A 22,831-nucleotide genomic window follows, 5' to 3' on the forward strand; every position below is an offset into this window, starting at 1 on the left:
CCTCCAGGGGGCCTCAGCGGGCCCTCAGATGATGCCGCTTGCGCCACGCCACCGCCGCGCCGATCAGAGCCGGGACCGCGATGCAGGCCATGGCGATCAGGAAGGCCGGGGAGGTCGGCGACGAGGCACGGGCACCGGCCACGGCGTAGGCGGCGGTGTTCGGGATGGAGCCGAGGGCGGTGGCCAGGAGGAAGGGCAGGTAGCCCATGCGGGAGACGGAGGCGCAGTAGTTGGCCGCCCAGAAGGGCACTCCGGGGAAGAGGCGGGCCGCCAGCATCGAGCGGAACCCGTGGCGGCTGAGCTGGCCGTCCGCCGACTTCAGCCAGCGGTGGCGCAGCAGCGGACGCAGGGCGTCCTGACCGAGGATCCGCCCCAGACCGAAGGCGAGACCGGCGCCGAGGACCGTGCCCGCGAGCGCCGACCCCAGACCGAGCTGCGAGCCGAAGAGGGCGCCCGCCGCGATGTTGAGGATCGGGCGGGGGACGAAGGCGACCGTGCACAGTCCGTACGCCACCGCGAACACCACGGCCGCGGCGGCACCGCTCAGCTGGGGCGGCCAGCCGTCGGCCAGCAGCCGCTGCGGCTCGAACAGCAGCACCGTGGACACGGCGGCCAGGAGCAGGGCGACGAGCAGCGAGAACCGCGCCCACGGCGAGAGCAGCACACTGCCCCAGCGGGCGGCGCGCCCCGGTGGCACGGCCGGGACCGTGACGGGTGTGGCGACGGCGAGCTCCGTGGCGGCGGTCCGGGGAAGGACCGTGGCGGTGCCCCCAGAGCGGGTGGTGGCATCGAGCATTCGTCGACGGTAACCGACCCGTGTCCGGGTATGCCGTACGGGACGTCTCACGGGTGTCACAGCAAGGGGAACAACAGGCTCGTCGGGCGGGGTGCGCCCGGACCTCGGCCGGGCACCGCGCACCGTGCTGCCTGCGCCTTCCGGACCACGGGCCCGACCCGCGCACCGTTCACCCCGTGCGCCGCCCTGTGAAGCATCTCTCTTCCGCTTCCTCTCGGAACTCCCGCGCACCGAAAACCATTCGACGCGGGCCGACTTGTCGACCAGGATCGACCTCATGTTCCGGCACGCCTTCGTTCTCGCCGCATCCGCGACAGTCGCGGATGCCCCGAAGGCTGCCCTTCTGATCGTCGTGGCCGCCGCAGACGGCGCCCGAAGCTGACCCTTCCCGGACATTCCGGCGGACCCCGCAGGGGGAGGGTCGGCAGGACCTCGGGGTCCCCGTCCCGGCCGCCGCCCTGTGCCGCCGGGGCCATCACCCAGTACCGCTGAAGAGGCTTCGAGGTACCGCCATGTCCAAGACTGCTTACGTCCGTACGAAACCGCATCTCAACATCGGCACGATGGGTCACGTCGACCACGGCAAGACCACCCTGACCGCCGCCATCACCAAGGTCCTCGCCGAGCGCGGGGCCGGCACCTTCGTCCCGTTCGACCGCATCGACCGCGCCCCGGAGGAGGCGGCGCGTGGCATCACCATCAACATCGCGCACGTCGAGTACGAGACCGACACCCGGCACTACGCGCACGTCGACATGCCCGGCCACGCCGACTACGTCAAGAACATGGTCACCGGTGCCGCGCAGCTCGACGGGGCGATCCTCGTCGTCTCCGCGCTCGACGGGATCATGCCGCAGACCGCCGAGCACGTGCTGCTCGCCCGGCAGGTGGGCGTCGACCACATCGTCGTCGCCCTCAACAAGGCCGACGCCGGGGACGAGGAGCTCACCGACCTCGTCGAGCTGGAGGTCCGCGACCTGCTCTCCGCGCACGGCTACGGCGGTGACTCCGTACCCGTCGTCCGGGTCTCCGGGCTGAAGGCGCTCGAAGGGGACCCGCGGTGGACGGCGTCCATCGACGCGCTGCTGGACGCCGTGGACACCTACGTCCCGATGCCGGAGCGGTACCTGGACGCGCCGTTCCTGTTGTCCGTCGAGAACGTCCTGACGATCACCGGGCGCGGGACCGTCGTCACCGGGGCCGTCGAGCGGGGCACGATCCGGGTGGGCGACCGCGTCGAGGTGCTGGGCGCCGGGATCGAGACCGTCGTCACCGGCGTCGAGACCTTCGGCAAGCCCATGGAGGAGGCCCAGGCCGGGGACAACGTGGCGCTGCTGCTGCGGGGGGTGGGACGGGACGCCGTCCGACGCGGGCATGTCGTGGCCGCGCCCGGCAGCGTCGTGCCCAGGCGGCACTTCACCGCGCAGGTGTATGTGCTGTCGGCCCGGGAGGGAGGTCGCACGACCCCGGTGTCCAGCGGGTACCGGCCCCAGTTCTACATCCGTACGGCGGACGTGGTGGGGGACATCGACCTCGGTGAGGCCGCCGTCGCCCGGCCGGGGGACCGGGTCACGATGAGCGTGGAGCTGGGCCGGGAGGTTCCGTTGGAGCCGGGGCTCGGGTTCGCCATCCGTGAGGGCGGCCGGACCGTGGGGGCGGGGACCGTGACGGCCGTTCAGTAGGCGGGTCGCCGCGGGCGGGGGACCGCGGGCCGGCTGCCGGCCGGTCGCGCGGTCCCCCGTGCCCGTCGCGGAGCGTTCCCTGCACCAGAATGGGGATCGTGAACGAAGCCATACCCGTGTCCCGTGCCATCGATCGGGGCACCGCCAAGCTCATGCCCGACGTCGACCGGGAACGGGCCTGGCTGTTGACCGTGGACGGGGCGCCGCAGTCGTACGTCGATCTGGACGAGCCCACCCACCTGGAGTTCGAGTACGCGCGGCGGCTCGGGCACGTCCTGGACACGGTGGCGGAGCCGGGGCTGCCGCTCGACGTGGTGCATCTCGGCGGGGGCGCGCTCACCCTGCCCCGGTACGTGGCCGCCACCCGGCCCGGATCCCGGCAGCGGGTCGTGGAGTACGACAGGGGCCTGCTGGGCCTGGTCGTCGAGCGGCTGCCGCCGCCCGACGACGCGCGGATCGCGCTGCACGGGGCGGACGCGCGGGAATGGCTCGAAGCGGCCCCCGCCGACTCCGCGGACGTCCTCGTCGGCGATGTCTTCGGTGGCTCACGGGTCCCGGCGCATCTGTCGACCGTGGGGTACGCGCGGGCCGTCGAACGGGTGCTGCGCGCGGACGGTGTGTATCTCGCGAACCTGGCCGACGCCGCGCCCTTCGCCTATCTGCGGTCCCAACTGGCCACACTGGCAACGGTGTTCCAGGAGCTGGCGCTGATCGCCGAGCCGGCGGTGCTGCGCGGTCGGCGGTTCGGGAACGCCGTGCTGGTCGCCGCCCATCAGCCGCTCGACATCGCCGTCCTGACCCGGCGGACGGCTGCCGACGCCTTTCCCGCGCGGGTCGAGCACGGTCCGGCGCTGCGCGCGTTCATCGGCGGTGCCGCGCCCGTGCGCGAGGAGGACGCCGCACCGTCACCCGAGCCGCCCGACGGGGCCTTCGGCATCGGCTGAACCGGGCTCGCCGCCGGCCGCCGGGCCGGCCTGGGCCCGGGCCACCGGCGTGCCGCGCCGGGTCAGGTCGCGTACGTCCCGTACGCACAGCACCGCCGCCGTCGCGACCACGCACAGCCCGGCGCAGCCCCACAGGGCCGCCGTACGTCCGAAGGCACTCTCCGCCGGGCCCGCCAGGGCGGCGGCGAGCGGCACCATGGCCACCGAGCCGAACCAGTCGTACGCGGAGACCCGGGACAGCTTGTCCTCGGGGATCTCCTGGTGCAGCGCGGTCATCCAGGAGACGCCGAAGACCTCGATCGACAGACCGCTGACGAACATGGCGAGGCACAGTACGGCGATGGGCACCGGCACGGCCAGCGCGGCGGACGGCAGGGCGAAGGGGAAGACGCACAGGACGCCCACGAGGAGGAGACGGCGTGGTTTCCAGCGGGCCATGAGCAGTGCTCCGGCGGCATTGCCGGCCCCGAAGAGACCCAGGGCCAGACCCCAGGGGCCCGGTCCGCCCAGGCTGTCCCGGGCGACCTGCGGGCCGTAGACCGCGTCGGCGGCGACGATGACCGCGTTCACCAGGGAGAACTGGACCACGATCGCCCACAGCCAGGTACGGCCGGTGAACTCCCGCCAGCCGTCCCGGAGATCCGCGAGCAGTCCGCCGCCCGCCCCGCGCTCGGGTATGTGGCTCACGTCGAGGAAGGCGCGCAGCGCGCCGGCCAGGGCGAACGCCGCCGCGTCCACCGCGAGCACCCAGCCGGGTCCGATCACCGCGATCAGGGCGCCGCCGAGCGCCGCGCCGCTCATGGTCGCGCCCTGCGACGCGAAGCGGAACAGCGCGAAGGCCCGGCCCGCCTGCTCGGCGGTCACGGAGGACAGGAGCATGCCCTCGGCGGCCGGGCCGAAGAACGCCTGGCCGACGCCGCCGAGCGCGGAGAGCAGCATCATCTGCCACAGACGCGCCTCGCCGGTGAGGACGAGGACGGCGAAGGCGGCCTGGGAGAGACAGTTGAGGACGTTCGCCGCGACCATCACCCGGTGCCGGGGCAGCCGGTCGGCGATCGCGCCGCCGACCAGCAGGAACAGCACCAGCGGCAGGGTGCGCGCCGCCGCGACCAGGCCGACGTCCCCGCCGTCGCCGCCCGCCTCCAGGACCGCGAACGCGGCCGCGATGAGGGCGCCGTTGCTGCCCAGGTTGGTGACGACCGCGGCCGTCGTCAGCAGGGTGTAGTTGCGGCCGGCCCAAGCGGGGCGGCGACGGGGGGCGGCGGGAGTGGTCACCCGCCGACTATCGCCGCCCCGGCACCTGCTGCCAAACCGTTTCCGCACCGGATGCGGCGGGATCGGGCCAGGTGGAGCGCCTCCTGGAGCCGCTCCTGGAGTCGTCCCTGGAGCCGCCCCCTGAGCCGGGCCATGGAGCAGACGCCGGGCGGGGCGGCCTCGTGGTGCCCGCTCAGCCGCCCGTCGGGTCGCCGTACAGCCGTACCGTGCTGAGGATCTTCTGCACCGTGGCGTCCGGGACCTCCTCCTGGACGTCCTTGGCGCCGCGGAAGGTCCAGGAGACGTAGTCACCGGCCGAGTTCTTGAAGGCGAACGAGGTCGCCTTGCCGTCGGAGTCGCACTTGTCCTTCTTTGCGACGCCCGTCGAGTACGTGGTCGCGACGCTGCCCTCGACGCCCGACGCAGTGGTGTACGCCTTGGCCTTGCCGATGGTCATCTTCTTCTTGGAGGCGTCCTTCTGGTCGGTGTAACCGGCGAAGACCCACGATGCCGAGTCGCCACGGGCAATGTCCTCGGTGCTCTTGGCGCCCTGCTGGCCCTTGGTGCCCACGGCGGCGAGGGAACTCGACTCCTCGTTGCCGTCCTTGTCGTCGTCGGAGGTGCAGTACTTCTCCTTGAGGATGGCGGGCGCCGACATGACGATGAAGGGCGACCCGTCGCCCTTCTCGGCGTCCTCGAAGCCGGTGATGGTGTCGGGCGACTGCACCTCCCACTCGGCGGGCACGTCGAAGGCCGTGCCCCACTTGGGGTTGACGACGACCTTCCATCCCTCGACGGTCGGCTTCGCGCCCGCGTCCTCGCCGCGCGGGTTGTCCTCGGTGCTCTCGGACGCGGTGGGCGACGGGGATGCCGAGGGAGCCGACTGGGTCTCCGACTTGTCCTTGTCGCCGTCACCGCCGAGCACCAGGAAGCCCGTCACACCGGCCGCCACGACGACGGCCGTGGCCGCGATGATCGCGATCAGCTTCGTCCGGTTGCCGCCGCCTCCGCCCGGCGGCACCGGCGGGCCCGCGGGGGCCTGCGCGCCCCACTGCGGTTGCTGCCCGTACTGGGCCTGCTGGCCCGTCGACTGGTATCCGGGCTGCTGGTAGGGGTTCGGCTGCTGGTACCCCTGCTGTTGATATCCCGGCTGTCCCGGCTGTCCCGGCTGTCCCGGCTGTCCCGACTGGTCGTACCCCGGTTGCTGGTACGGGTTCGGCTGCTGCGGTTGGTGCTCGCCCCCGGGCGGCTGCTGCTGTCCTGGCCACATGGCTCGTAACCATAGATGTGCCAGGGGGCGGGGTGCCAAGGGAGTCCACGAAGCTGTTTCGCGGTCGGGACGAACGACTCCAAAACGCCCCGGGCCGAGGGCTTTTGACCCGCCGCCTCTCGGGCCGGCAGGAGGTGAACGGCTCCGCGCGGGGGTGCCGGGTTCTCGGACGCGAACGCCGTTGCCCGGCGAGCGCCCCTGGTCACCGCTGCCTACTCGTGGGTAACATCGCGCCATGAGCGCAGACCAGATGTCGATCGGCGAGATGCTCGCCGCCACGGTGCCGATGGCCAGGACCCTGAAGCTGGAGTTCCTGGAGACCAGTCCGGAGAAGGCCGTGGTGGCACTGCCGGACGAGGGCGAGTTCCACAACCATGTCGGCGGTCCGCACGCCGGTGCGATGTTCACGCTGGGCGAGACGGCGAGCGGGGCGGTCGTGCTCGCCGCGTTCGGGGACCAGCTCTCCCGCGCCGTGCCGCTCGCGGTCCGCGCGGAGATCGCGTACAGGAAGCTCGCGATGGGGCCCGTCACGGCCACCGCCACGCTCGGCCGGCCCGCGGCCGAGGTCGTGGCCGAGCTCGACGCCGGACAGCGCCCGGAATTCCCCGTGGCCATCGCCATCCAGCGCGCCGACGGGGCCGTGACGGGTGAGATGACGGTCGTCTGGACCCTGCGCCCCAACGCCTGACCTCGGCGCCCCCGCTCCCGACCCGACGCCTCGGCCCTCGTCGCCCTCCCGCCCCTCAACGGCGCGGCGAGGGCGGCTTGTTCATGTCATTGACACGAGTCACCTTCGGCTCTAGTTTCCCGGCCGACACGCGCACGACGTCCACCACGACGGCCTGCACGAAGGAGTGACGGCTCATGTCAGAAACGGTGTCCCGGCGTTACGGAGCTCTTCGCCCAGGACGGCCGGACCGTGGCCCGAGACGGCGGGGCGCGGCGGCGACCTCCCTCGTGGCCGCCCTCGCCACCGCACTCTCCGCCGTCCTGCTGACCCCCGCACCGGCGCGGGCGGCGACCCCGCAGCCGACGCTCGTCCGTACCGAGGCGGGCTGGGTGCGGGGCGAGACCACCGCCGAGGGGCGGCAGTTCCGCGGCATCCCCTACGCCCAGCCGCCCGTCGGGGACCTCCGCTGGGCCGAGCCGCGGCCCGTCCTGCCCTGGCAAGGGGTGCGCGAGGCGGCCGAGTTCGGCGACAGATGTGTGCAGACGGCCAGTTGGGACCCCGGCTACGAGCAGCCGAGCCACACCGAGGACTGTCTGGACCTCAATGTGTACACCCCACCGGGCAGCGCACGCCGACCGGTCATGGTGTGGCTGCACGGCGGCGGGCTCACCGCGGGCGCGGGCGAGGACGTCGTGCCGGACGCCTTCGCCCGCCGTACCGGCACCGTCGTCGTGACCGTCAACTACCGCCTCGGCGCGATGGGTTTCCTCGCCACGCCCGACCTCGACGACGAGGCCCGCGACGGCGTCTCCGGCAACTACGGGATGCTCGACCAGCAGGCCGCCCTCCATTGGGTCCGGGCCAACATCGGCCGCTTCGGCGGCGATCCGCGTCGGGTCACCGTCGCGGGCGAGTCCGCCGGTGGCCGCTCGGTGTGCACCCAGCTGGCCTCGCCGACCGCGCGGGGCCTGTTCCGCGCCGGGATCGTGCAGAGCGGCGCGTACGGCGACTGCGCCGCCCGTACTCGTCAGGCGGCGGTGGACCAGGGCCGGACCTTCCTCGCCCGGCTGGACTGTGCGGACGTGGCCTGCCTGCGCGGCAGGCCGGCCGAGGAGATCCTCGCCGCTCAGGCGGGCCTGAACTGGGGCCCCGTCGTCGGCGGCGACTTCCTGCCCGTGCAGCCGGCCCAGGCCTACGCCGAGGGGGCGGCGGCCGGCGTGCCGGTCCTCAACGGCGCCAACCAGGACGAGGGCCGGCTCTTCGCCTTCGCCCGCTTCGACGGGGCCGGCGCGCCGCTCACCGCCGAGCGGTACCCGACCGTCATGCGCACCGACTTCGGCGACCGCGCCCTGGAGCGCTACCCGCTGTCCGCCCACCCCTCGGCGACCGTCGCGTACGCCACCGCCCAGGGCGACCAGCGCTTCGCCTGCCCCGCGCTGCGGCTGAACCGGATGCTCGCCGGACGCGGCCCGGTGTACGCGTACGAGTTCGCCGACCGGACCTCCCCGCCCTTCGCCTCGCTGCGCGACCTGGACGCGGACTTCGACTTCGGCGCGACACATGTCAACGAGGTGCAGTACCTCTTCCGCCACTTCGGCCTGGAGTCACCGCTGAACACCGAGCAGCGCCGGCTCTCGCGCCAGATGACCGACTACTGGGGCTCCTTCATCCGCGACGGGGTGCCGCGGTCCGCGGGACAGCCCACGATTCCGGCGGGAGGCGGGAAGATCCTCACGCTCCGCACCGCCGCAGAGGGCGGCAACGCACTGAGCACGGACGTGCACGGTGAGCACCGGTGCGACCTGTGGGACAACCCGTAGGACTCCGACGCCGTCCGAGTAAGCGGGTAGGCTGCCCCGGCGCGCGCTCCGTCCGGAGTGTGCGCCGGGGGCCTGAGATCCGCCTGATCCACATCATCCGCCTGCACGGGAGGAACCGGCTTTGCACGTCCAGGAGTGGCTCGAAACAGTGCCTCCGCTCAGCATCTACCTGTTGGTGGGGCTGGTCATCGGCCTGGAGAGCCTGGGCATCCCGCTGCCGGGCGAGATCATCCTGGTCTCCTCCGCGCTGCTCGCGTCCCAGCACGGAGAGATCGACCCGTTCGTCCTCGGGGCCTGTGCCACCGCCGGCGCGATCATCGGCGACTCCATCGGCTACGCCATCGGCCGCAAGGGCGGACGCCCCCTGCTGGCCAAGCTCAACCGGCGGTTCCCCAAACACTTCAGCGAGAGCAACATCGCCGTCGCCGAGCGCTCCTTCGACCGGTGGGGCATGTGGGCCGTCTTCTTCGGCCGCTTCATCGCCCTCCTCCGCATCTTCGCCGGCCCTCTCGCCGGCGTCCTGCAGATGCCCTACTGGCGCTTCGCCGTCGCCAACGTCCTCGGCGGCATCCTCTGGGCCGGCGGCACCACCGCCGTCATCTACTACGTCGGCGTCGTCGCCGAGGCCTGGCTCAAGCGCTTCTCCTGGCTGGGCCTGGTCCTGGCGGTCCTGATCGGCGTCACCTCGATGCTGGTGATCAAGCGCAAGGCGAAGAAGGCGGCGGAGAAGGCGGAAGCGGCCGAAGGGGAACTGGTCACCGCCGGGGAGTGAGGCACGCGCCGGGAGGGGCGCGTGACCGGCCGCGCACCGCCGCGGACGGGTCTACGCCCCGTACTCCTCCTGCGCCTCCCGGTGCGCCTTGGCCAACTCCGCGTAGTGCGTCCCGTTCAGCGTCACCAACTCCCGCTCCTCATCGGTGAGCGGCCGCTTCACCTTCGCCGGCACCCCGGCCACCAGCGACCCGGGCGGCACCCGCATCCCCTGCGGCACCAGGGCCTGGGCGGCGACCAGCGACCCCGCACCGATCACCGCGCCGTTCAGCACGGTCGCGCCCATCCCGATCAGACAGTCGTCCTCGACGGTCGCCCCGTGCACCACCGCGTTGTGCCCGATCGACACCCGCTCGCCGATCGAGACGGGAAAACCGGGATCGACGTGCAGCGTGCAGTTGTCCTGGACGTTGGCGTCCGCGCCGATGACGATGGGCTCGAACTCGGCCCGCAGCACCGCCCCGTACCAGACGCTCGCTCCCGGCCGCAGGGTCACGTCGCCGATCACCGTCGACGTGGGGGACACGAACGCGGCCTCCTCCACCTCCGGCTTCTTGCCGCGGAACGTCGTGATCAGGGCCCGCTGCCGGTTCATCGCCGCCTCCAGATGCTGGGTGAAGATCAGTCCTCACCCGCACCGTAAGCCATGGGACGCGCGTCGCGTGGGGTGAAGATCACAGCCGTACGGCGTCCTGCGGGTGCCGCCCGGTGAGTACGGTGAGCGGGTGCCGAAGAAGAACACGTTCTCGTCCTGGTGGGGCCGCCTCGCGCAGCGCGCCGTCCACGCGGGCTGGGCGTGGCTGCAGCGCACGGGGTCGGTGACGGCCGAACGGCCCGGCCGCTTCCGCTTCGGCGCGATGGGAACGGGTACCAGGCTGGCCTTTCCGCTCGGCACCGTCTTCGGCGAACCGTGGATCCACCTGGGCTCCCACTGCATCATCGGCGAGCAGGTCACCCTGACCGCCGGGCTGATGCCCGACCTGGACCTCGGTGCGGAACCGATCCTGCGCATCGGGGACGGGGTCGTGCTCGGGCGAGGCAGCCATGTCATCGCCGACACCACCGTCACGATCGGCAGCGACTGCTACTTCGGGCCGTACGTGTACGTGACCTCCACCAACCACTCCTACGACGACCCGCACGAGCCGATCGGCAAGCAGTGGCCCCGCATGGATCCGGTGTCGATCGGGCCCGGCTGCTGGATCGGTACCGGTGCGGTGATCCTGCCGGGGGCGCGGGTCGGGCGGAACGTCGTGGTCGCGGCGGGGGCGGTGGTGCGCGGTGTGGTGCCGGACCACTCCGTGGTGGCCGGGGCACCCGCGCGGGTCGTGCGCCGGTGGGACCCGGCGGAGGGGTGGCAGCCGCCGATCCGGACACCCGCGCCGGTGCCGATCCCCGACGGGATCACGCCGGAGCAGTTGCTGGCGTTGGCCGAGTGGGACGCGGAGGGGGCGGAGGAGTCCGCCTAGGCCTGGCCCAGGGCTTCGGGCTTCGGGGCCCAACGGGGTGCGGTGCGTCGGCCGGTGCGTGTCGCTCTGCGGCCGGAAGCGCGGGTCCCCGCGGCCCCCCGGAAGGGACGCGGACCTCGCAGTACAGTTCGGTGAACGTCGGGTGCGTCCCACCTCCGTTCATCGTGTTGGACTCTGTCACTGAGACATTGGACGGAATGTGTCGGACCTCGACCTGCTGACCCAGTCCCTGGCGCGGAACGTCAAGCGCTGGCGCACCGAGCGGGGGTTCACCCTGGACGCCTTGGCGGCTCGCGCCGGAGTCAGCCGCGGGATGCTCATCCAGATCGAACAGGCCCGTACCAACCCCAGTCTCGGAACCGTCGTCAAGATCGGCGACGCTCTCGGTGTCAGCATCACCACACTGCTCGACTACGAACAGGGGCCCAAGGTCCGGGTCGTGCCGGCCGACCAGGTGGTCCGGCTGTGGCACACCGAGGCGGGCAGCTACAGCAGGCTGCTGGCCGGTACGGAGGCGCCCGGTCCGCTGGAGATGTGGGACTGGCGGCTGATGCCGGGCGAGGGCAGCCGGTCGGACCCGCACCCCGTGGGCACGGTCGAGATCGCCCATGTCACGGCGGGCGAGCTGACCCTCACCGTGGAGGGCGCCGAGTACCGGGTCCCGGCCGGCGCGAGCGTCACCTTCGAGGCGGGCGCGGCCCACGAGTACGCCAACCGGGGCGCGGTGCCGACCGAGATGGTGCTGACGGTCTCGGTGCCGGCCGTGCACTGAGACACCGGTCGGGGCGGCCACGGGCTTTGTTACCGTGCGGCCCATGCGCGCACCCATCGGAGACTTCGACCACGCCACCCCTGCCCCCGACTGCCTGGACGACCTCGTCCGCCCGGTCGCCGACGCCGTACGCGACTGGCCCGGCAGCGTGCCCGCGGACCAGATCCTGTACGTCGAGACGGACCCCGAGTGGGCCGACACCGCGGTGTTCGTCCAGCACTACGGGCAGGAGCTGCTCGAACAGTCCGCCAACTGCGTGGTCGTCGCGGGCAAGCGGGGCGGCGAGTCGAGCCTGGCCGCGTGTGTCGTGCTCTCCACCACCCGCGTCGACGTCAACGGCGTGGTCCGCCGCCAACTGGGCGCCCGTAAGGCCTCGTTCGCGTCGATGGACACCGCCACCGGGGAGACCGGGATGGAGTACGGCGGCATCACGCCCGTCGGGCTGCCCGCTTCGTGGCCGGTCCTCGTCGACTCGGCCGTGGTCGACCTGCCGTACGTCCTGGTGGGCAGCGGACGGCGGCGCGGCAAGCTGCTGGTGCCGGGGAAGGCGTTCGCGGAGCTGCCGAACGCGGTGGTGCTGGAGGGGCTGGGGGTCACCGTCTGAACGGTGGCGCCGGTGCGGGGCGCCCACGACCGTCGGCCCCGGCCGACCGGATCCGGTCGGCTGCCGCTGCCGCTGCTGTCGCGGCCTCCGGGATGCCGATGTCGGGCCCCGGGCCGTGGCCCGGAACCCGACGAGGTGGGGCTGAGGCGGGGCCTCAGGCGGCGGCGGTGCCCGCCTGGGCGGTGAGCTGGTTCAGGACGTCGGTGAGGCCGGTGACGACCTCGGCGTCGTCGGCCGGGTGGGTCTCCGCGAAGCGGACGACCGAGCCGGGGATGGAGAGCTTGGCGTCCTCCAGGACCGTGGCACCGGCGATGCCGAGGGCCTTGCGGGTCTCGTCCTGCGCCCACACGCCGCCGAACTGGCCGAACGCGGTGCCGACCACGGCGACGGGCTTGCCGGTGAAGGAGCCGGCGCCGTACGGGCGGGACAGCCAGTCGATGGCGTTCTTCAGGACGGCGGGGATGGTGCCGTTGTACTCGGGGGAGAAGAGCAGGAAGCCGTCGGCCTGGCCGGCGGCCTCGCGCAGCCGCGCGGCGGTGGCCGGGAGGGCGGCCTCGTTGTCGACGTCCTCGTTGTAGAACGGGACCTCGGCCAGACCCTCGTACAGCTCGATCTCGACGCCCTCGGGGGCGTGCTTCACGGCGGCCTCGGCGAGCTGGCGGTTGTGCGAACCGGCGCGAAGGCTGCCGACGAGCGCGAGGATGCGTACGGACATGAGCTGACTCCTAGCAAGGATGTGCATGTAGAGAACACGTAGGGCAAAGCCGACGGACCGGGGCCTGCGGGAGAAGCTAAACGGACCGGGGTCCGTTGAAATTTGTATCAGCTATACGGACCAGGGTCCACTTGTGTGTGGTGAGCGTTACGCTCTTTTCATGAAAGAGTCGCTGCCGCCCTTCCCGGCGCCTCAGGACCCGGACCCCTTCGACGGACTGCTGAACCTCGCCCCTGCCGCCACCGGCGGGCCCCGACTCCGCGCGGACGCGGCCCGCAACCGCACGCGGCTGCTGGAGGTCGCCGCCCGGCTCGCGGCGGAGGGCGGAGCCGCCAATCTGACCATGGAGGCCGTGGCGACCGCCGCCGAGGTGGGCAAGGGCACCGTCTTCCGACGGTTCGGCGACCGGCTGGGGCTCATGCTCGCGCTCCTCGACCACCAGGAGCGGGAGCTCCAGGCCGCGTTCCTGTCAGGTCCGCCGCCGCTCGGCCCCGACGCGCCCCCGGTCGAGCGGCTCCGGGCCTTCGGCGCCGCCGTCATCCGCCACGAGTACGCCCATCGCGACCTCTACCTCGCCGCCCGCGCGGACGCCTCCCGCAGACACGCCCACCCGGCCACCCAGCTCCGCCTCGGTCACCTGTGCATGCTGCTGCGCCGCGCCGGGGCGCAGGGTGACATCGAACTGCTGGCGCAGGCCCTGCTGGGCTATCTGGACATCAACCTCGTGGACCATCTGGTGGAGCGGCGCGGGATGTCTCTCGACCGGCTGGAGCTGGGGTGGGGGGACCTGGTCACGCGGCTGGTCGTGACGGCGTAGGACGCCCAAAGCGACCGCTTGGTAATTTGGGGACGGGTGTCGAGGAGGGGCCTCGTACGCCGGGCGGAGCGGGGAGGGGCCACATGAGCGACACGAACGCGAACGCGAACACGGACGCGGTGAACGGCGGGAGCGGCGCAGGCGACGAGGGTGGCGCGAGCGGCGCAGGCGACGAACGCGGTGTGCCGGGTCCGAACGGGCCGCGCGGCCGGACGGACTTCGTCGGGACCGGGTTCTTCTCCTCCGTGGACGACGTCTCCGCGCAGCTCGCCGAAGCGGGCTACCTTGCCTCCACCGCCGTCGCCACCACGGTCTTCCTGGCCGACCGGCTCGGCAAGCCGCTGCTGGTGGAAGGCCCGGCGGGTGTCGGCAAGACCGAACTGGCCAAGGCCGTCGCCCAGGTCGGTGCCGCGCGACTGGTCCGCCTCCAGTGCTACGAGGGCATCGACGAGTCCCGCGCCCTGTACGAGTGGAACCACGCCAAGCAACTGCTGCGCATCACCGCCGGGCGCGACGAGGCATGGGACGAGACCCGCTCCGACATCTTCAGCGACGAGTTCCTGCTCACCCGCCCCCTGCTGACCGCGATCAGGGGCGACGAGCCGACCGTGCTCCTCATCGACGAGACCGACAAGGCGGACGTCGAGGTCGAGGGGCTGTTGCTGGAAGTGCTGAGCGACTTCCAGGTCACCGTTCCCGAACTGGGCACGATCATCGCGACCCGACGCCCCTTCACCGTCCTCACCTCCAACGCCACGCGTGAACTCTCCGAGGCGCTCCGTCGCCGCTGCCTCTTCCTCCATCTCGACTTTCCCGACGCCGAGTTGGAGCAGCGGATCGTACGGCTCAGGGTCCCCGGCCTCGACGCCGCACTGGCCGACTCCCTGGTCCGGGTGGTCGGCGCGCTGCGCGAGATGGAACTGCGCAAGGCTCCCTCCGTCGCCGAGACCATCGACTGGGCGCGCACCCTGCTGGCCCTCGGCGCCGACACCCTCGACGAGACCGTCGTCCGCGACAGCCTCGGCGTGATCCTCAAGCATCAGGACGACATCGAGAAGGCCGCGCGGAAGCTGACGCTGGTATGAGCGGCTCTCCCGCCTCTCCGTTGGCCGAGCGGCTGACCGCGCTGGTCCGGGCGTTGCGGGGCCACGGGATACGGATCGGGCCCGGCGAGACCGTGGACGCGGCGGCTGTGCTGGAGGTGCTGGGTCTCGCCGACCGGGAGCGGATCCGGGAGGGACTGGCGGCGGCACTGCTGCGTGCCGACCGGCAGCGTGCCGTCTTCGACGCGGCCTTCGAGCTGTACTTCCCGCTCGGTGTGGGGGAGTTGACGGGGGCGCGCGGCGCGTCGGCCGGTGACCGGGACGAGTTGCGCGAGCGGCTCGCCGAGGCGCTGGCCGCGAACGACACGGCTGCGCTCACCCGACTCGCCGCCGAGGCCGTGGAACTGTTCGGCCGCTACGGCTCCCCCGGCTCGGACGGCTGGTCGGCCCACCAGACGCTGGACCGCCTCCGACCGCAGACGCTGCTGGCACGGATCCTGGCGGGTGCGCGGGAGCAGGGGGCCGGTGGGGAGATTGGGCGCACCGGCGCCGGGTCCAGCGCGGGCGGGGGAGGCGGGTCCGGTGGTGGGGCCGGTGGTGCGTTGCGTATGGGGTTCGGTGGGGGTCTCACGCTCGGCTCGGGAGGGGGCCCCGCGGCCGGGCTCGGTGCGGCCGGCTTCACCGAGCGGTTGGACGCCGATGAGATCCGGCGCCGTATCGAGGACTTCCGCAACCGGGTGCGTACGGAGGCGCGGCGGCGGGTCGCCGAGCGCCGGGGCGCGGAGATGATCGCCGAGCGGGGTATCGCACCGAGCGCCGACCAGGTCGACTTCCTCGTCGCGAACCGTGAGCAACTCGTCGAACTGCGCCGTACCGTCCAGCCGTTGGCCCGCAAGCTCGCGACCCGGCTGGCCGCCAGGCGACGCCGGGCCGCGCGCGGTCAGATCGACATACGGCGCACGCTACGGCGCTCGCTGTCCACCGGGGGCGTACCGCTGCGCCCCGCCTATCGACGGCACCGGCCGGCCCGCCCGGAGATCGTGCTGCTCTGCGATGTGTCCGGGTCGGTCGCCGGGTTCGCGAACTTCACGATGCTCCTGGTGCAGGCGATGCGGGACCAGTTCAGCAAGGTGCGGGTCTACGCCTTCGTCAACCGCGTCGACGAGGTCACCCGCCTCGTCACCACCGGGCAGGCCGATCCGGCCGAACTCGGCCGCCGGATCGCCACCGAGGCCGCGATCACCGGGTGGCACGGCAGCAGCGACTACGGGGCCGCGCTCGGTGAGTTCGCCGAGCGCCATCTCGACGCCGTGGGCCCCCGTACGTCGGTGATCGTGCTGGGGGACGCCCGCACCAACGGGTTCGACCCCAACGCGGAGGCCCTGCGCCGCATCGTGGCCCGAGCCCGCCGCGTCCACTGGCTGAATCCCGAGACGCCGAGCACCTGGGGGACGGGCGACTCCGCCGCCCCGGTCTATGCCGAGATCGTCGACATGCACACCTGCCGGAACGCGCGGCGGCTCGGCGAACTGGTGACGCGGTTGCTGCCGGTGTGAAGGGTCATCCCCGGCCGGTGTCGATCACACAGAAGCGGTTGCCCTCCGGGTCGGCGAGGACGACGAAGTCGGCGTCCTCCGGGTAGTCGTCCCAGTCGACGCGGTGCGCTCCGAGGCCCACCAGTCGCTCGACCTCGGCCGCCTGGTCCTTCGCGTTCCCCGCGTAGAGATCGAGGTGCACCCGCGGCCGTTCCCGCACCGGGGTCTCGCTGAGGCCCAGGGAGATCTGCGTGCCGACGCCCTCCGGATGCACCAGGACGACCCAGTCGTGCTCCGGCTCCTCGCGGGGGACGTACCCGAGGGCCTCCGTCCAGAACGCCGCCGCCCGCCGTACGTCGGTCGCGCCCATCACCACGGATCCGATTCTCAGCATGGTCCGATTCTCGCCCCCGAGGATCCGTCCCGCCTGCGGCCGCACCATCCCGGCGTCGGCGCCGACGAAATCCGATCACAAGGCGACCAAAGTCAGTCCTACAATGCCCACTTGCAGTCGCACGCCACCGACGCCGCGTCGCGTTCCGGTCCGTGTGGTTGGAAACGGGGGGTTTGGTGGGGGACCGAGCGATGCCTGCGGGCGTGTTGCGTTTCATCGTGCTGCGCGCGTGGGTGTATCGCGCGCTTCTCGGTGCCGTGCTGCTGACCGTGCTGCTGACCACGGCCGTGCTGGCCGCGCTCACCGCCTACTCGGGCGCGATAGGCGATGCGGCGCTGCGGCGGTCGCTCGCGGAGCAGCGCACCGCCGCCGAGGCCGCTCTGGTGCTCAAGGCCGACGTGCCGGCCGACGAGCGGCAGGCGGCCGACGACGCCGTGCGGGCGGGGGCCCGTACCGTTTTCGACGGGCTGCCCGTGCGGGTCCGCACCCTGCTGCGGTCCGGGCCGTACGCCCTTCCGGGGGCGCTGCGGCCGCCCTCCGAGCGGCGGGGGAACCCGAACCTCACCTACTTCGCGGCCCTCGATCGCACGCAGGTGCGGACCGTCGCCGGGCGGCTCCCCCGTGAGGCGGTGACCGCCGGGCCAGTCGAGGCCGCACTGCCGCAGAGCGCCGCCCGGCGGCTCGGGGTGGCGCCCGGCGCCCGGCTGACCGTCACCGACCAGCTGGACGGGCCGGCGGTGCGCGTGTTGATCACCGGCGTGTACCGGCCGGTCGACACCCGGGCACCCTACTGGCAGTTGGACGACCTGGGCGGCCGCGGCGTGAAGGCGTCGAGCTTCACGACGTACGGTCCCCTGCTCACCGCCGCGGGCGTGCCGACGTCGGGCCGGGTGAGTGTCGGCGCGTCGGGCTGGCTGGTCTCGGCCGACTACTCCGCGCTGACGACGGACCGGATCGGCCCGCTGCGCGAGGCCGCCCGCTCGGGCACCGCGGAGCTGCGCAAGCGCCCCGCGCTCAGCAGTGCGACCATGGCGGACACCGCGTTGCCCGAGGTGCTGGACCGCGTCGAACGCTCCCTGCTCGTCACGCGTTCCAGCATGCTGATCGTCGCCGGTCAGCTCGGACTGCTCGCGGCCTGCGCCCTGTTGCTCGTCGCACGGCTGCTCGACGCCGACCGCGTGGCCGAGACCCGTCTGCTGCGTGCGCGCGGTGCCACCCGGGCACGACTGGCGGGCCTCGCCGCGCTGGAGGCCCTGCTGATCTCCGTGCCGGCGGTGGTGCTGGCCCCGCTGTTGTCCGGACCGTTGACGCGGCTGCTGGTCGCGCAGGGTGCGCTGGGCCGGACCGGGGTGCGCGTCGACGTGCCGGACGGGGGCCGCCCCGAGGTGTGGGCGGTCGCCGCGGGCGTGGCCGCGCTGTGTGCGCTGGCGGTGGCCGTACCGGCCTGGCGGGCGTCCTTCGCGGGCACCGCCGCGATACGGGCGGGGGCGCTGCCCGCGCCCCTGCGCGCCGGGGCGGACGTCGGGTTGCTCGCCGTGGCCGGTGTCGCCTTCTGGCTGCTCGACAGCCAGGACTCCGGCGCCGTCACCGCCGACCGGGACGGGGTCCTCGGCGTCGACCCGCTGCTGGTGGTGGCGCCCGCGCTCGTGCTGCTCGCCGGAACGGTTCTGGTGCTGCGGCTGCTGCCCTTGCCGGCGCGTGTCGGCGAGCGACTCCTGACCCGCGGGCAGGGGCTGACCGCGGCCATGGTCGGCTGGCAGTTCAGCCGTCGCCCGATGCGCGGGGCCGGCCCGGTGCTGCTCCTGGTGATCTCCGTGGCGCTCGGTGTGGTGGCGATCGGGCAGGACGCGTCCTGGCGGCGTTCCCAGGCCGACCAGGCCGACTTCCGCGCGGGCGCGGAGGTGCGCGTCCTGGCCTCCGGGGGCGGTGTCGTGGGCCGTACCGACGTCTACGCGGGCCTCCCGCACGTCGACGCCGTCGCCCCCGCCGTCCGAGGCACGATGTCGCTCTCCGGCAGCCGCAAGGCGACCGTCCTGGCCCTGAACACGAAGGAGGCCTCCGGCGCGGTGCTGACACGGTCCGATCTGACGGACGGTCCACTGCTCACCGGCCTCGCGCCACGCGGAGCCCCCGCGGGCATCGACGTGCCCGAGGGCACCACCCGGCTCACCCTGACCGCCGCGCTGCACAGCAGCACGCCAGGGACGGAGGCGGACGTCACGCTCACGGTGCGGGACCGGCACGGAACCTCCTACGCGTTACCGTCCGGCCACCTCGCCGCCGACGGCCGCCCGCACCGGCTGACCCCGGATCTGAACGGAGCCCGGGGACCGCTGGCGCTGACCGGGCTCGGGCTGAGCACACCCCAGCCGACCGACCGTCCGCACCGGCACCGCCTGGTCCTCGGCGCGCTCACGGCGACAGCGGCTGACGGTGACGTCCGGCAGCTGACCCTGCCGACGAACTGGACCACCGCGGTCGAGGCCGACTCGGCCGCCGCCCCACCCGACGACGAAGCCCGGCCGACCCTTCCCCGGCTCACGTCGACGGCACCGGTCACCCTCACGTACAGCACCGGGTACCAGCTGCCCGACCTCCTGCCGCCCGCTCTGCCGCTGGAGGTCCGGCTCAAGGTCGCCCAGCCCGCGGCGCCCGAGATCGTCGCGGTCGCCACCGACCGGTTCCTCACCGCGTCCGGGGCCCGCGAAGGGCAGCGCGTGGAGGTGACGTTCGACGGCCGTTACGTGCCCGTACGCATCGTCCGCACCGCGAGAGCCCTGCCCACCACGGAAGCCACCACACAGGACGGCGGGGCCCTGCTGGTCGATCTCCGGGCCGTCAACCAGGTCCTCCAGGCCCGCTACGGAACCAGCCTCGAACCGACCGAGTGGTGGCTGAGCACGGCCGCGCCCGGCGCCACCGCGGCGGCCGTGCGCGCCCTGACCGACGTCGACCCGGAGCAGGTGACGGTGCGCGACGAACTGGCGGAGAAGCTGCGCGACGACCCGTTCGGGGCGGCCCCGGAAGCAGCGCTGATCGCGGCGGCCGCGGTGACGGTGCTCTTCGCCTCGCTCGGCTTCGCAGTGAGCGCGGCAGGGGCGATGCGCACCCGGGACGGCGAGTTCGCCGTGCTGCGTGCCCTGGGGACCCCACGCCGTCGGCTGGCCCGGCTGGTCGCCGTGGAGCACGGCGTCCTGGTGACCCTGGCGCTGGTGGTCGGCACGGCCCTGGGCACGGTGCTGACGCACGCGCTGGTCCCCCTCGTCGTCCTGACCGGGCAGGCCACCCGGCCGCTCCCACCGGTACTGGTCGAACTCCCGCTCCCGCGTCTGACCGCCCTGCTGGCGGCCCTGGCGGCGGGCCCCGCCCTCGTGACCGCGGCCCTCGCCCTTCGGCGGGCGAAACCCGTGACGGCTCTCCGGGACGAGGTGACGCAGTGACCCCGCGGCCGGTGCCCCGCCGGGAAGGGGCGACGAGGACGATGCCTCCTCGGGACGAGAAGACGCAGGCGCCACGACCCCGCGTACGGGCCGGGTTGCGCACCCGGTTGAGGGCCTTCGCCGGTACGTCCGTGGCTCTCGCGCTCCTGGTGGCCGTGACCGCGGCGCTGGCCGCCGCGTACCCGCGCGCCGTCGACCGGTACGGGGACGCGGGACTGCGCCGGGCCGTCGAGCAGGCCCTGCCCGACCAGACGACCGTGCAGACGCAGGTCCCGCTGCCCTGGATGGACTCGGTCGAGGAGCTGGAGGCCGCCCTGCGCGCCGGTCCGCTCGACAAGGCGCGGGCCGAGATCCTCGCCGTGGCCGAGGCGCCCCTGGTTCCCGACCCCGCGCAGTCCTCGTACGGCGTGCGCACGACCGTCCCCATGGAGGCGTCCGACTCCTGGCTCCCCCGACCCGCCGGCCGGCCGGCCCAACTGGTGCTCGCCGCCCAGCAGGAGCTGTCCTCCCACGTCCGGCTCAGCGAGGGCCGGCTGCCCCGCACCACGGGCGCACCGGTGACCGCGGCGACCGAGCGGGTCGAGGCCGCCGTCACCGTGGACACCGCCCGTACGCTCGACATCCGGGTCGGCTCGGTGATCCACCTACCGGGCTCGGCGCGCGCCCCGCTCGCCGTCCGGATCACCGGGATCGTCGTCCCCCGCACTCCCGAGGGCGCCTACTGGTCGGCACTGCCGGTGCTGCGCACCCCCGCGCTGAGCCGCCGCCCCGACCTTCCGCCGGCGGAGGTCCACTGGCTCGGTGGCCTGCTTCTCGCCCCCGACGCAGGCCCGGTTCTCCTGGGCACCCCCGGCCGGCCGCAGCGGTACTGGAACGTGGCCCCCGACGTCGCCGCCCTGCGCGGCCACGATCTCGACCGTCTGGCGTCCGCCGTGGCCTCCCTGGAGTCGGGGCCGGGAGTGCAGCGACTGCGGGCGGTCGTGGACGACGGCCTGGAGGCCCAGACGAATCTCGACGAGGTCCTCGCCGACCATGCCCGGCTGCGGTCGGGGATCGACCCGCTGCTCCTCCTCGCCGCCGTCGGGACCGGCAGCCTCGCCGTGATCGTCCTGGCAATGGCCGGCGGCGTGGCGGCCGACCGACGGCGCGCGGAACTGGCCCTGCTGCGGGCCCGCGGCGCCTCACTGCCAGATCTGGCCGTCCGGCTGCTGGCGGAGACGGCGGTGGTGGCCGTGCCCGCCGGAGCCCTCGGACTGACCGCCGCACTGCTCCTCCTGCCCGGTGCACGCACCGCGCCCGCCCTCGCCGCCGCCCTCACCGTCGTCCTGCTCGCCTGCATGGCGCTCCCCCTGCGCGCCGTGGCGGCACACCGCACGGTGCGGATGCACGACGGACGGGAGGACCTCACCGCCACCCGTCCGTCGCGGCGCCGGACGGTGGCGGAACTGACCGTCCTGGTGATCGCGGTGGGCGCGGTCGCCGCACTGCGCCGACAGGGGTCCGGCAGCACCGCTCTGGTGGCCGCCGCCCCACTGCTGACGGGCGTGGTCGCGGCGCTGCTGCTGGCCCGCCTGCACCCCCTGCCGCTCCGCGCGCTGAGCAGGGCGACCACGCGCATGCGGGGCCTGGTGGTCCCGCTGTCGCTGGCCCATGTCGCCCGCGCCCCCGGCTTCGCCGTGCTGCCCCTGCTGGCCCTGCTCAGCGCCCTGACCACGGCCGCGTTCGGCGGCTCGGTCCTGGCGGGGGTCACGGCGGCCCGCGACCAGGCCGCCCTCCTCGAAGTGGGCGCGGACGCCCGTATCGAGACCACCACCGGTGTCCTCCCCCGAGCCCTGGCCGACCGCGTACGCCGACTGCCCGGCGTACGGGACATGACGGAGGCGGACGTCACCCACGACGCGAAGCCACAGCAAGGCAGTCAGCTGCTTCCGCTGGCCGGGGTGGACCCCGACGCCTATGCGCGGCTCTCGCGCCGCACGGACCTCGGGCCGTTCGACGCGGCGAGTCTCCGGCGAGCGGACACCAGTACGACGGGCGGCGCCGACCGGCCCCTGCCCGCGCTGGCCTCGCCGCGCGTGGCCGAGGAGTACGGCACCGGCCCCTACGCCGTCCTGCTCCCGGACGGCACCTCCGTCACGGTGCGGATCGTCCTGGTCCGGGACCGCACCCCGGCCGTGTTCGGCGACGACTTCCTGATCGTGGACCGTGCCGGCCTCACCCGCGGCGCGGCGCGTACGACGACCCTGCTGCTGACCGGCGACGCCCTGAACGGCCGGGAGCTCCGCGCGGCGGCGGACGGCACAGCGGCGAACGTCCGTCTGCGCACCGAGGAACGCACGCGGCACGTCGACTCACCGCTGCAGTCCGGCGCGGAACGCCTGTACGGCGTCGCGGTCGCCGCGGGCGCCGGGTACGCGATCCTCGCGCTCGTGCTGACCGTGCTGCGCACAGCGCCCGCGCGCGGCGCCCTGCTCGCCCGGTTGCGCACGATGGGCATGACCCGGTCCCAGGGCCGCCGACTGCTGATCCTCACGGCCCTCCCGCAGGCGTTCCTGGCCGCGGCCGGCGGCGTGCTGACCGGCTGGGTCGCCATTCACCTGCTGTCGCCCGGCGTCGACCTCACGGCCGTCGCCCTGGCCTCCCCGACCGCTCTCGAAGGGGCCGTGCTGCGCACCGATCCGCTCTCACTGGCTGTTCCGGCGCTCGCCGTGCTGTTCCTGGCCGTCGGTGTGCCCGCCGGCCAGGCCTGGTGGACCGGCCGGCGTGGCTCGGTGCCCGAACTGAGACTGGGGGACACCTGACAGTGACCGGACCCTGCCGACCGAGCCGCCCACG

General features: G+C 73.4%; 20 protein-coding genes. 13 read left to right on the forward strand and 7 right to left on the reverse strand.

What is annotated here, in order from left to right:
- Positions 1 to 13: 13 nt before the first annotated feature.
- Positions 14 to 796: a TVP38/TMEM64 family protein gene (locus tag K1J60_RS37870; protein WP_220650151.1), complete on the reverse strand. Its 783-nt coding sequence runs from the start codon at positions 794 to 796 to the stop codon at positions 14 to 16.
- A 512-nt stretch (positions 797 to 1,308) separates the two neighbouring features.
- On the opposite strand from K1J60_RS37870, the gene tuf reads away from it, so the two are divergent.
- Both tuf and K1J60_RS37880 read left to right on the forward strand, forming a co-directional pair.
- A complete protein-coding gene (tuf, locus tag K1J60_RS37875; RefSeq protein ID WP_220650152.1) occupies positions 1,309 to 2,478 on the forward strand; it encodes an elongation factor Tu in 1,170 nt (389 codons plus the stop codon).
- Between the two features lie 98 nt (positions 2,479 to 2,576).
- Positions 2,577 to 3,422 carry a spermidine synthase gene (locus K1J60_RS37880; RefSeq protein WP_220650153.1) on the forward strand — a complete coding sequence of 282 codons (846 nt, stop codon included), beginning with the start codon at positions 2,577 to 2,579 and terminating at the stop codon, positions 3,420 to 3,422.
- On the opposite strand, the gene K1J60_RS37885 is transcribed toward K1J60_RS37880, so the two are convergent.
- Together K1J60_RS37885 and K1J60_RS37890 are read right to left on the reverse strand one after the other, a co-directional pair.
- A complete protein-coding gene (locus K1J60_RS37885; RefSeq protein ID WP_220650154.1) occupies positions 3,384 to 4,697 on the reverse strand; it encodes an MFS transporter in 1,314 nt (437 codons plus the stop codon). The two genes, K1J60_RS37880 and K1J60_RS37885, sit on opposite strands and share 39 nt — an antisense overlap.
- A 172-nt stretch (positions 4,698 to 4,869) precedes the next feature.
- On the reverse strand, positions 4,870 to 5,946 hold the full coding sequence (locus K1J60_RS37890; RefSeq protein WP_220650155.1) for a hypothetical protein: 1,077 nt from the start codon (positions 5,944 to 5,946) through the stop codon (positions 4,870 to 4,872).
- A gap of 250 nt (positions 5,947 to 6,196) precedes the next feature.
- On the opposite strand from K1J60_RS37890, the gene K1J60_RS37895 reads away from it, so the two are divergent.
- Positions 6,197 to 6,634 carry a DUF4442 domain-containing protein gene (locus tag K1J60_RS37895; RefSeq protein WP_220651878.1) on the forward strand — a complete coding sequence of 146 codons (438 nt, stop codon included), beginning with the start codon at positions 6,197 to 6,199 and terminating at the stop codon, positions 6,632 to 6,634.
- Positions 6,635 to 6,689: 55 nt separating this feature from the next.
- On the opposite strand, the gene K1J60_RS46345 is transcribed toward K1J60_RS37895, so the two are convergent.
- Positions 6,690 to 6,812 (reverse strand): hypothetical protein, encoded by a 123-nt coding sequence (locus tag K1J60_RS46345; protein WP_259408081.1) that lies wholly within the window; start codon positions 6,810 to 6,812, stop codon positions 6,690 to 6,692.
- Between K1J60_RS46345 and K1J60_RS37900 the strand changes: the two genes are divergently transcribed.
- Complete coding sequence (locus K1J60_RS37900; RefSeq protein ID WP_220650156.1) at positions 6,811 to 8,436, forward strand: carboxylesterase/lipase family protein; 1,626 nt, start codon at positions 6,811 to 6,813, stop codon at positions 8,434 to 8,436. The genes K1J60_RS46345 and K1J60_RS37900 overlap by 2 nt on opposite strands.
- 121 nt (positions 8,437 to 8,557) lie before the next feature.
- Positions 8,558 to 9,208, forward strand: a complete 651-nt coding sequence (locus K1J60_RS37905; protein WP_220650157.1) for a DedA family protein — start codon at positions 8,558 to 8,560, stop codon at positions 9,206 to 9,208.
- 51 nt (positions 9,209 to 9,259) lie between these two features.
- Here the strand turns inward: K1J60_RS37905 and K1J60_RS37910 are convergent, their stop codons facing one another.
- Complete coding sequence (locus K1J60_RS37910; protein WP_220650158.1) at positions 9,260 to 9,802, reverse strand: gamma carbonic anhydrase family protein; 543 nt, start codon at positions 9,800 to 9,802, stop codon at positions 9,260 to 9,262.
- 130 nt (positions 9,803 to 9,932) lie between these two features.
- On the opposite strand from K1J60_RS37910, the gene K1J60_RS37915 reads away from it, so the two are divergent.
- The 3 genes from K1J60_RS37915 to K1J60_RS37925 all read left to right on the forward strand — a co-directional run bounded on the left by K1J60_RS37915 (position 9,933) and on the right by K1J60_RS37925 (position 12,052).
- Entirely contained in the window at positions 9,933 to 10,676 is a 744-nt protein-coding gene (locus tag K1J60_RS37915; protein WP_220650159.1) for an acyltransferase, read from the forward strand.
- Positions 10,677 to 10,875: 199 nt separating this feature from the next.
- Entirely contained in the window at positions 10,876 to 11,448 is a 573-nt protein-coding gene (locus K1J60_RS37920) for a helix-turn-helix domain-containing protein (protein WP_220650160.1), read from the forward strand.
- Between the two features lie 43 nt (positions 11,449 to 11,491).
- Positions 11,492 to 12,052, forward strand: coding sequence for a YbaK/EbsC family protein (locus K1J60_RS37925; protein WP_220650161.1), 561 nt, complete (start codon positions 11,492 to 11,494; stop codon positions 12,050 to 12,052).
- A gap of 154 nt (positions 12,053 to 12,206) precedes the next feature.
- Here K1J60_RS37925 and K1J60_RS37930 read toward each other — a convergent pair whose 3' ends face one another.
- Positions 12,207 to 12,767 carry an NAD(P)H-dependent oxidoreductase gene (locus K1J60_RS37930; protein WP_220650162.1) on the reverse strand — a complete coding sequence of 187 codons (561 nt, stop codon included), beginning with the start codon at positions 12,765 to 12,767 and terminating at the stop codon, positions 12,207 to 12,209.
- Positions 12,768 to 12,927: 160 nt separating this feature from the next.
- Here K1J60_RS37930 and K1J60_RS37935 point away from each other — a divergent pair, with 160 nt between their 5' ends.
- The 3 genes from K1J60_RS37935 to K1J60_RS37945 all read left to right on the forward strand — a co-directional run bounded on the left by K1J60_RS37935 (position 12,928) and on the right by K1J60_RS37945 (position 16,183).
- Positions 12,928 to 13,584, forward strand: a complete 657-nt coding sequence (locus tag K1J60_RS37935) for a TetR/AcrR family transcriptional regulator (protein ID WP_220650163.1) — start codon at positions 12,928 to 12,930, stop codon at positions 13,582 to 13,584.
- Positions 13,585 to 13,667: 83 nt separating this feature from the next.
- The gene (locus K1J60_RS37940) at positions 13,668 to 14,669 is read left to right on the forward strand and encodes an AAA family ATPase (RefSeq protein ID WP_259408082.1); all 1,002 of its coding nucleotides are present in this window, start codon (positions 13,668 to 13,670) and stop codon (positions 14,667 to 14,669) included.
- Positions 14,666 to 16,183, forward strand: a complete 1,518-nt coding sequence (locus K1J60_RS37945) for a VWA domain-containing protein (RefSeq protein WP_220650164.1) — start codon at positions 14,666 to 14,668, stop codon at positions 16,181 to 16,183. The genes K1J60_RS37940 and K1J60_RS37945 overlap by 4 nt, the downstream gene beginning before the upstream one ends.
- 4 nt (positions 16,184 to 16,187) lie before the next feature.
- Here K1J60_RS37945 and K1J60_RS37950 read toward each other — a convergent pair whose 3' ends face one another.
- Entirely contained in the window at positions 16,188 to 16,556 is a 369-nt protein-coding gene (locus tag K1J60_RS37950) for a VOC family protein (RefSeq protein WP_220650165.1), read from the reverse strand.
- A gap of 191 nt (positions 16,557 to 16,747) precedes the next feature.
- Here K1J60_RS37950 and K1J60_RS37955 point away from each other — a divergent pair, with 191 nt between their 5' ends.
- Both K1J60_RS37955 and K1J60_RS37960 read left to right on the forward strand, forming a co-directional pair.
- The gene (locus K1J60_RS37955; RefSeq protein ID WP_220650166.1) at positions 16,748 to 19,996 is read left to right on the forward strand and encodes an FtsX-like permease family protein; all 3,249 of its coding nucleotides are present in this window, start codon (positions 16,748 to 16,750) and stop codon (positions 19,994 to 19,996) included.
- A 41-nt stretch (positions 19,997 to 20,037) separates the two neighbouring features.
- The gene (locus K1J60_RS37960) at positions 20,038 to 22,797 is read left to right on the forward strand and encodes an ABC transporter permease (RefSeq protein WP_220650167.1); all 2,760 of its coding nucleotides are present in this window, start codon (positions 20,038 to 20,040) and stop codon (positions 22,795 to 22,797) included.
- The last annotated feature ends 34 nt before the right edge of the window (positions 22,798 to 22,831 follow it).

It is taken from the genome of Streptomyces akebiae (assembly GCF_019599145.1).
Classification (GTDB): Bacteria; Actinomycetota; Actinomycetes; order Streptomycetales; family Streptomycetaceae; genus Streptomyces; species Streptomyces akebiae.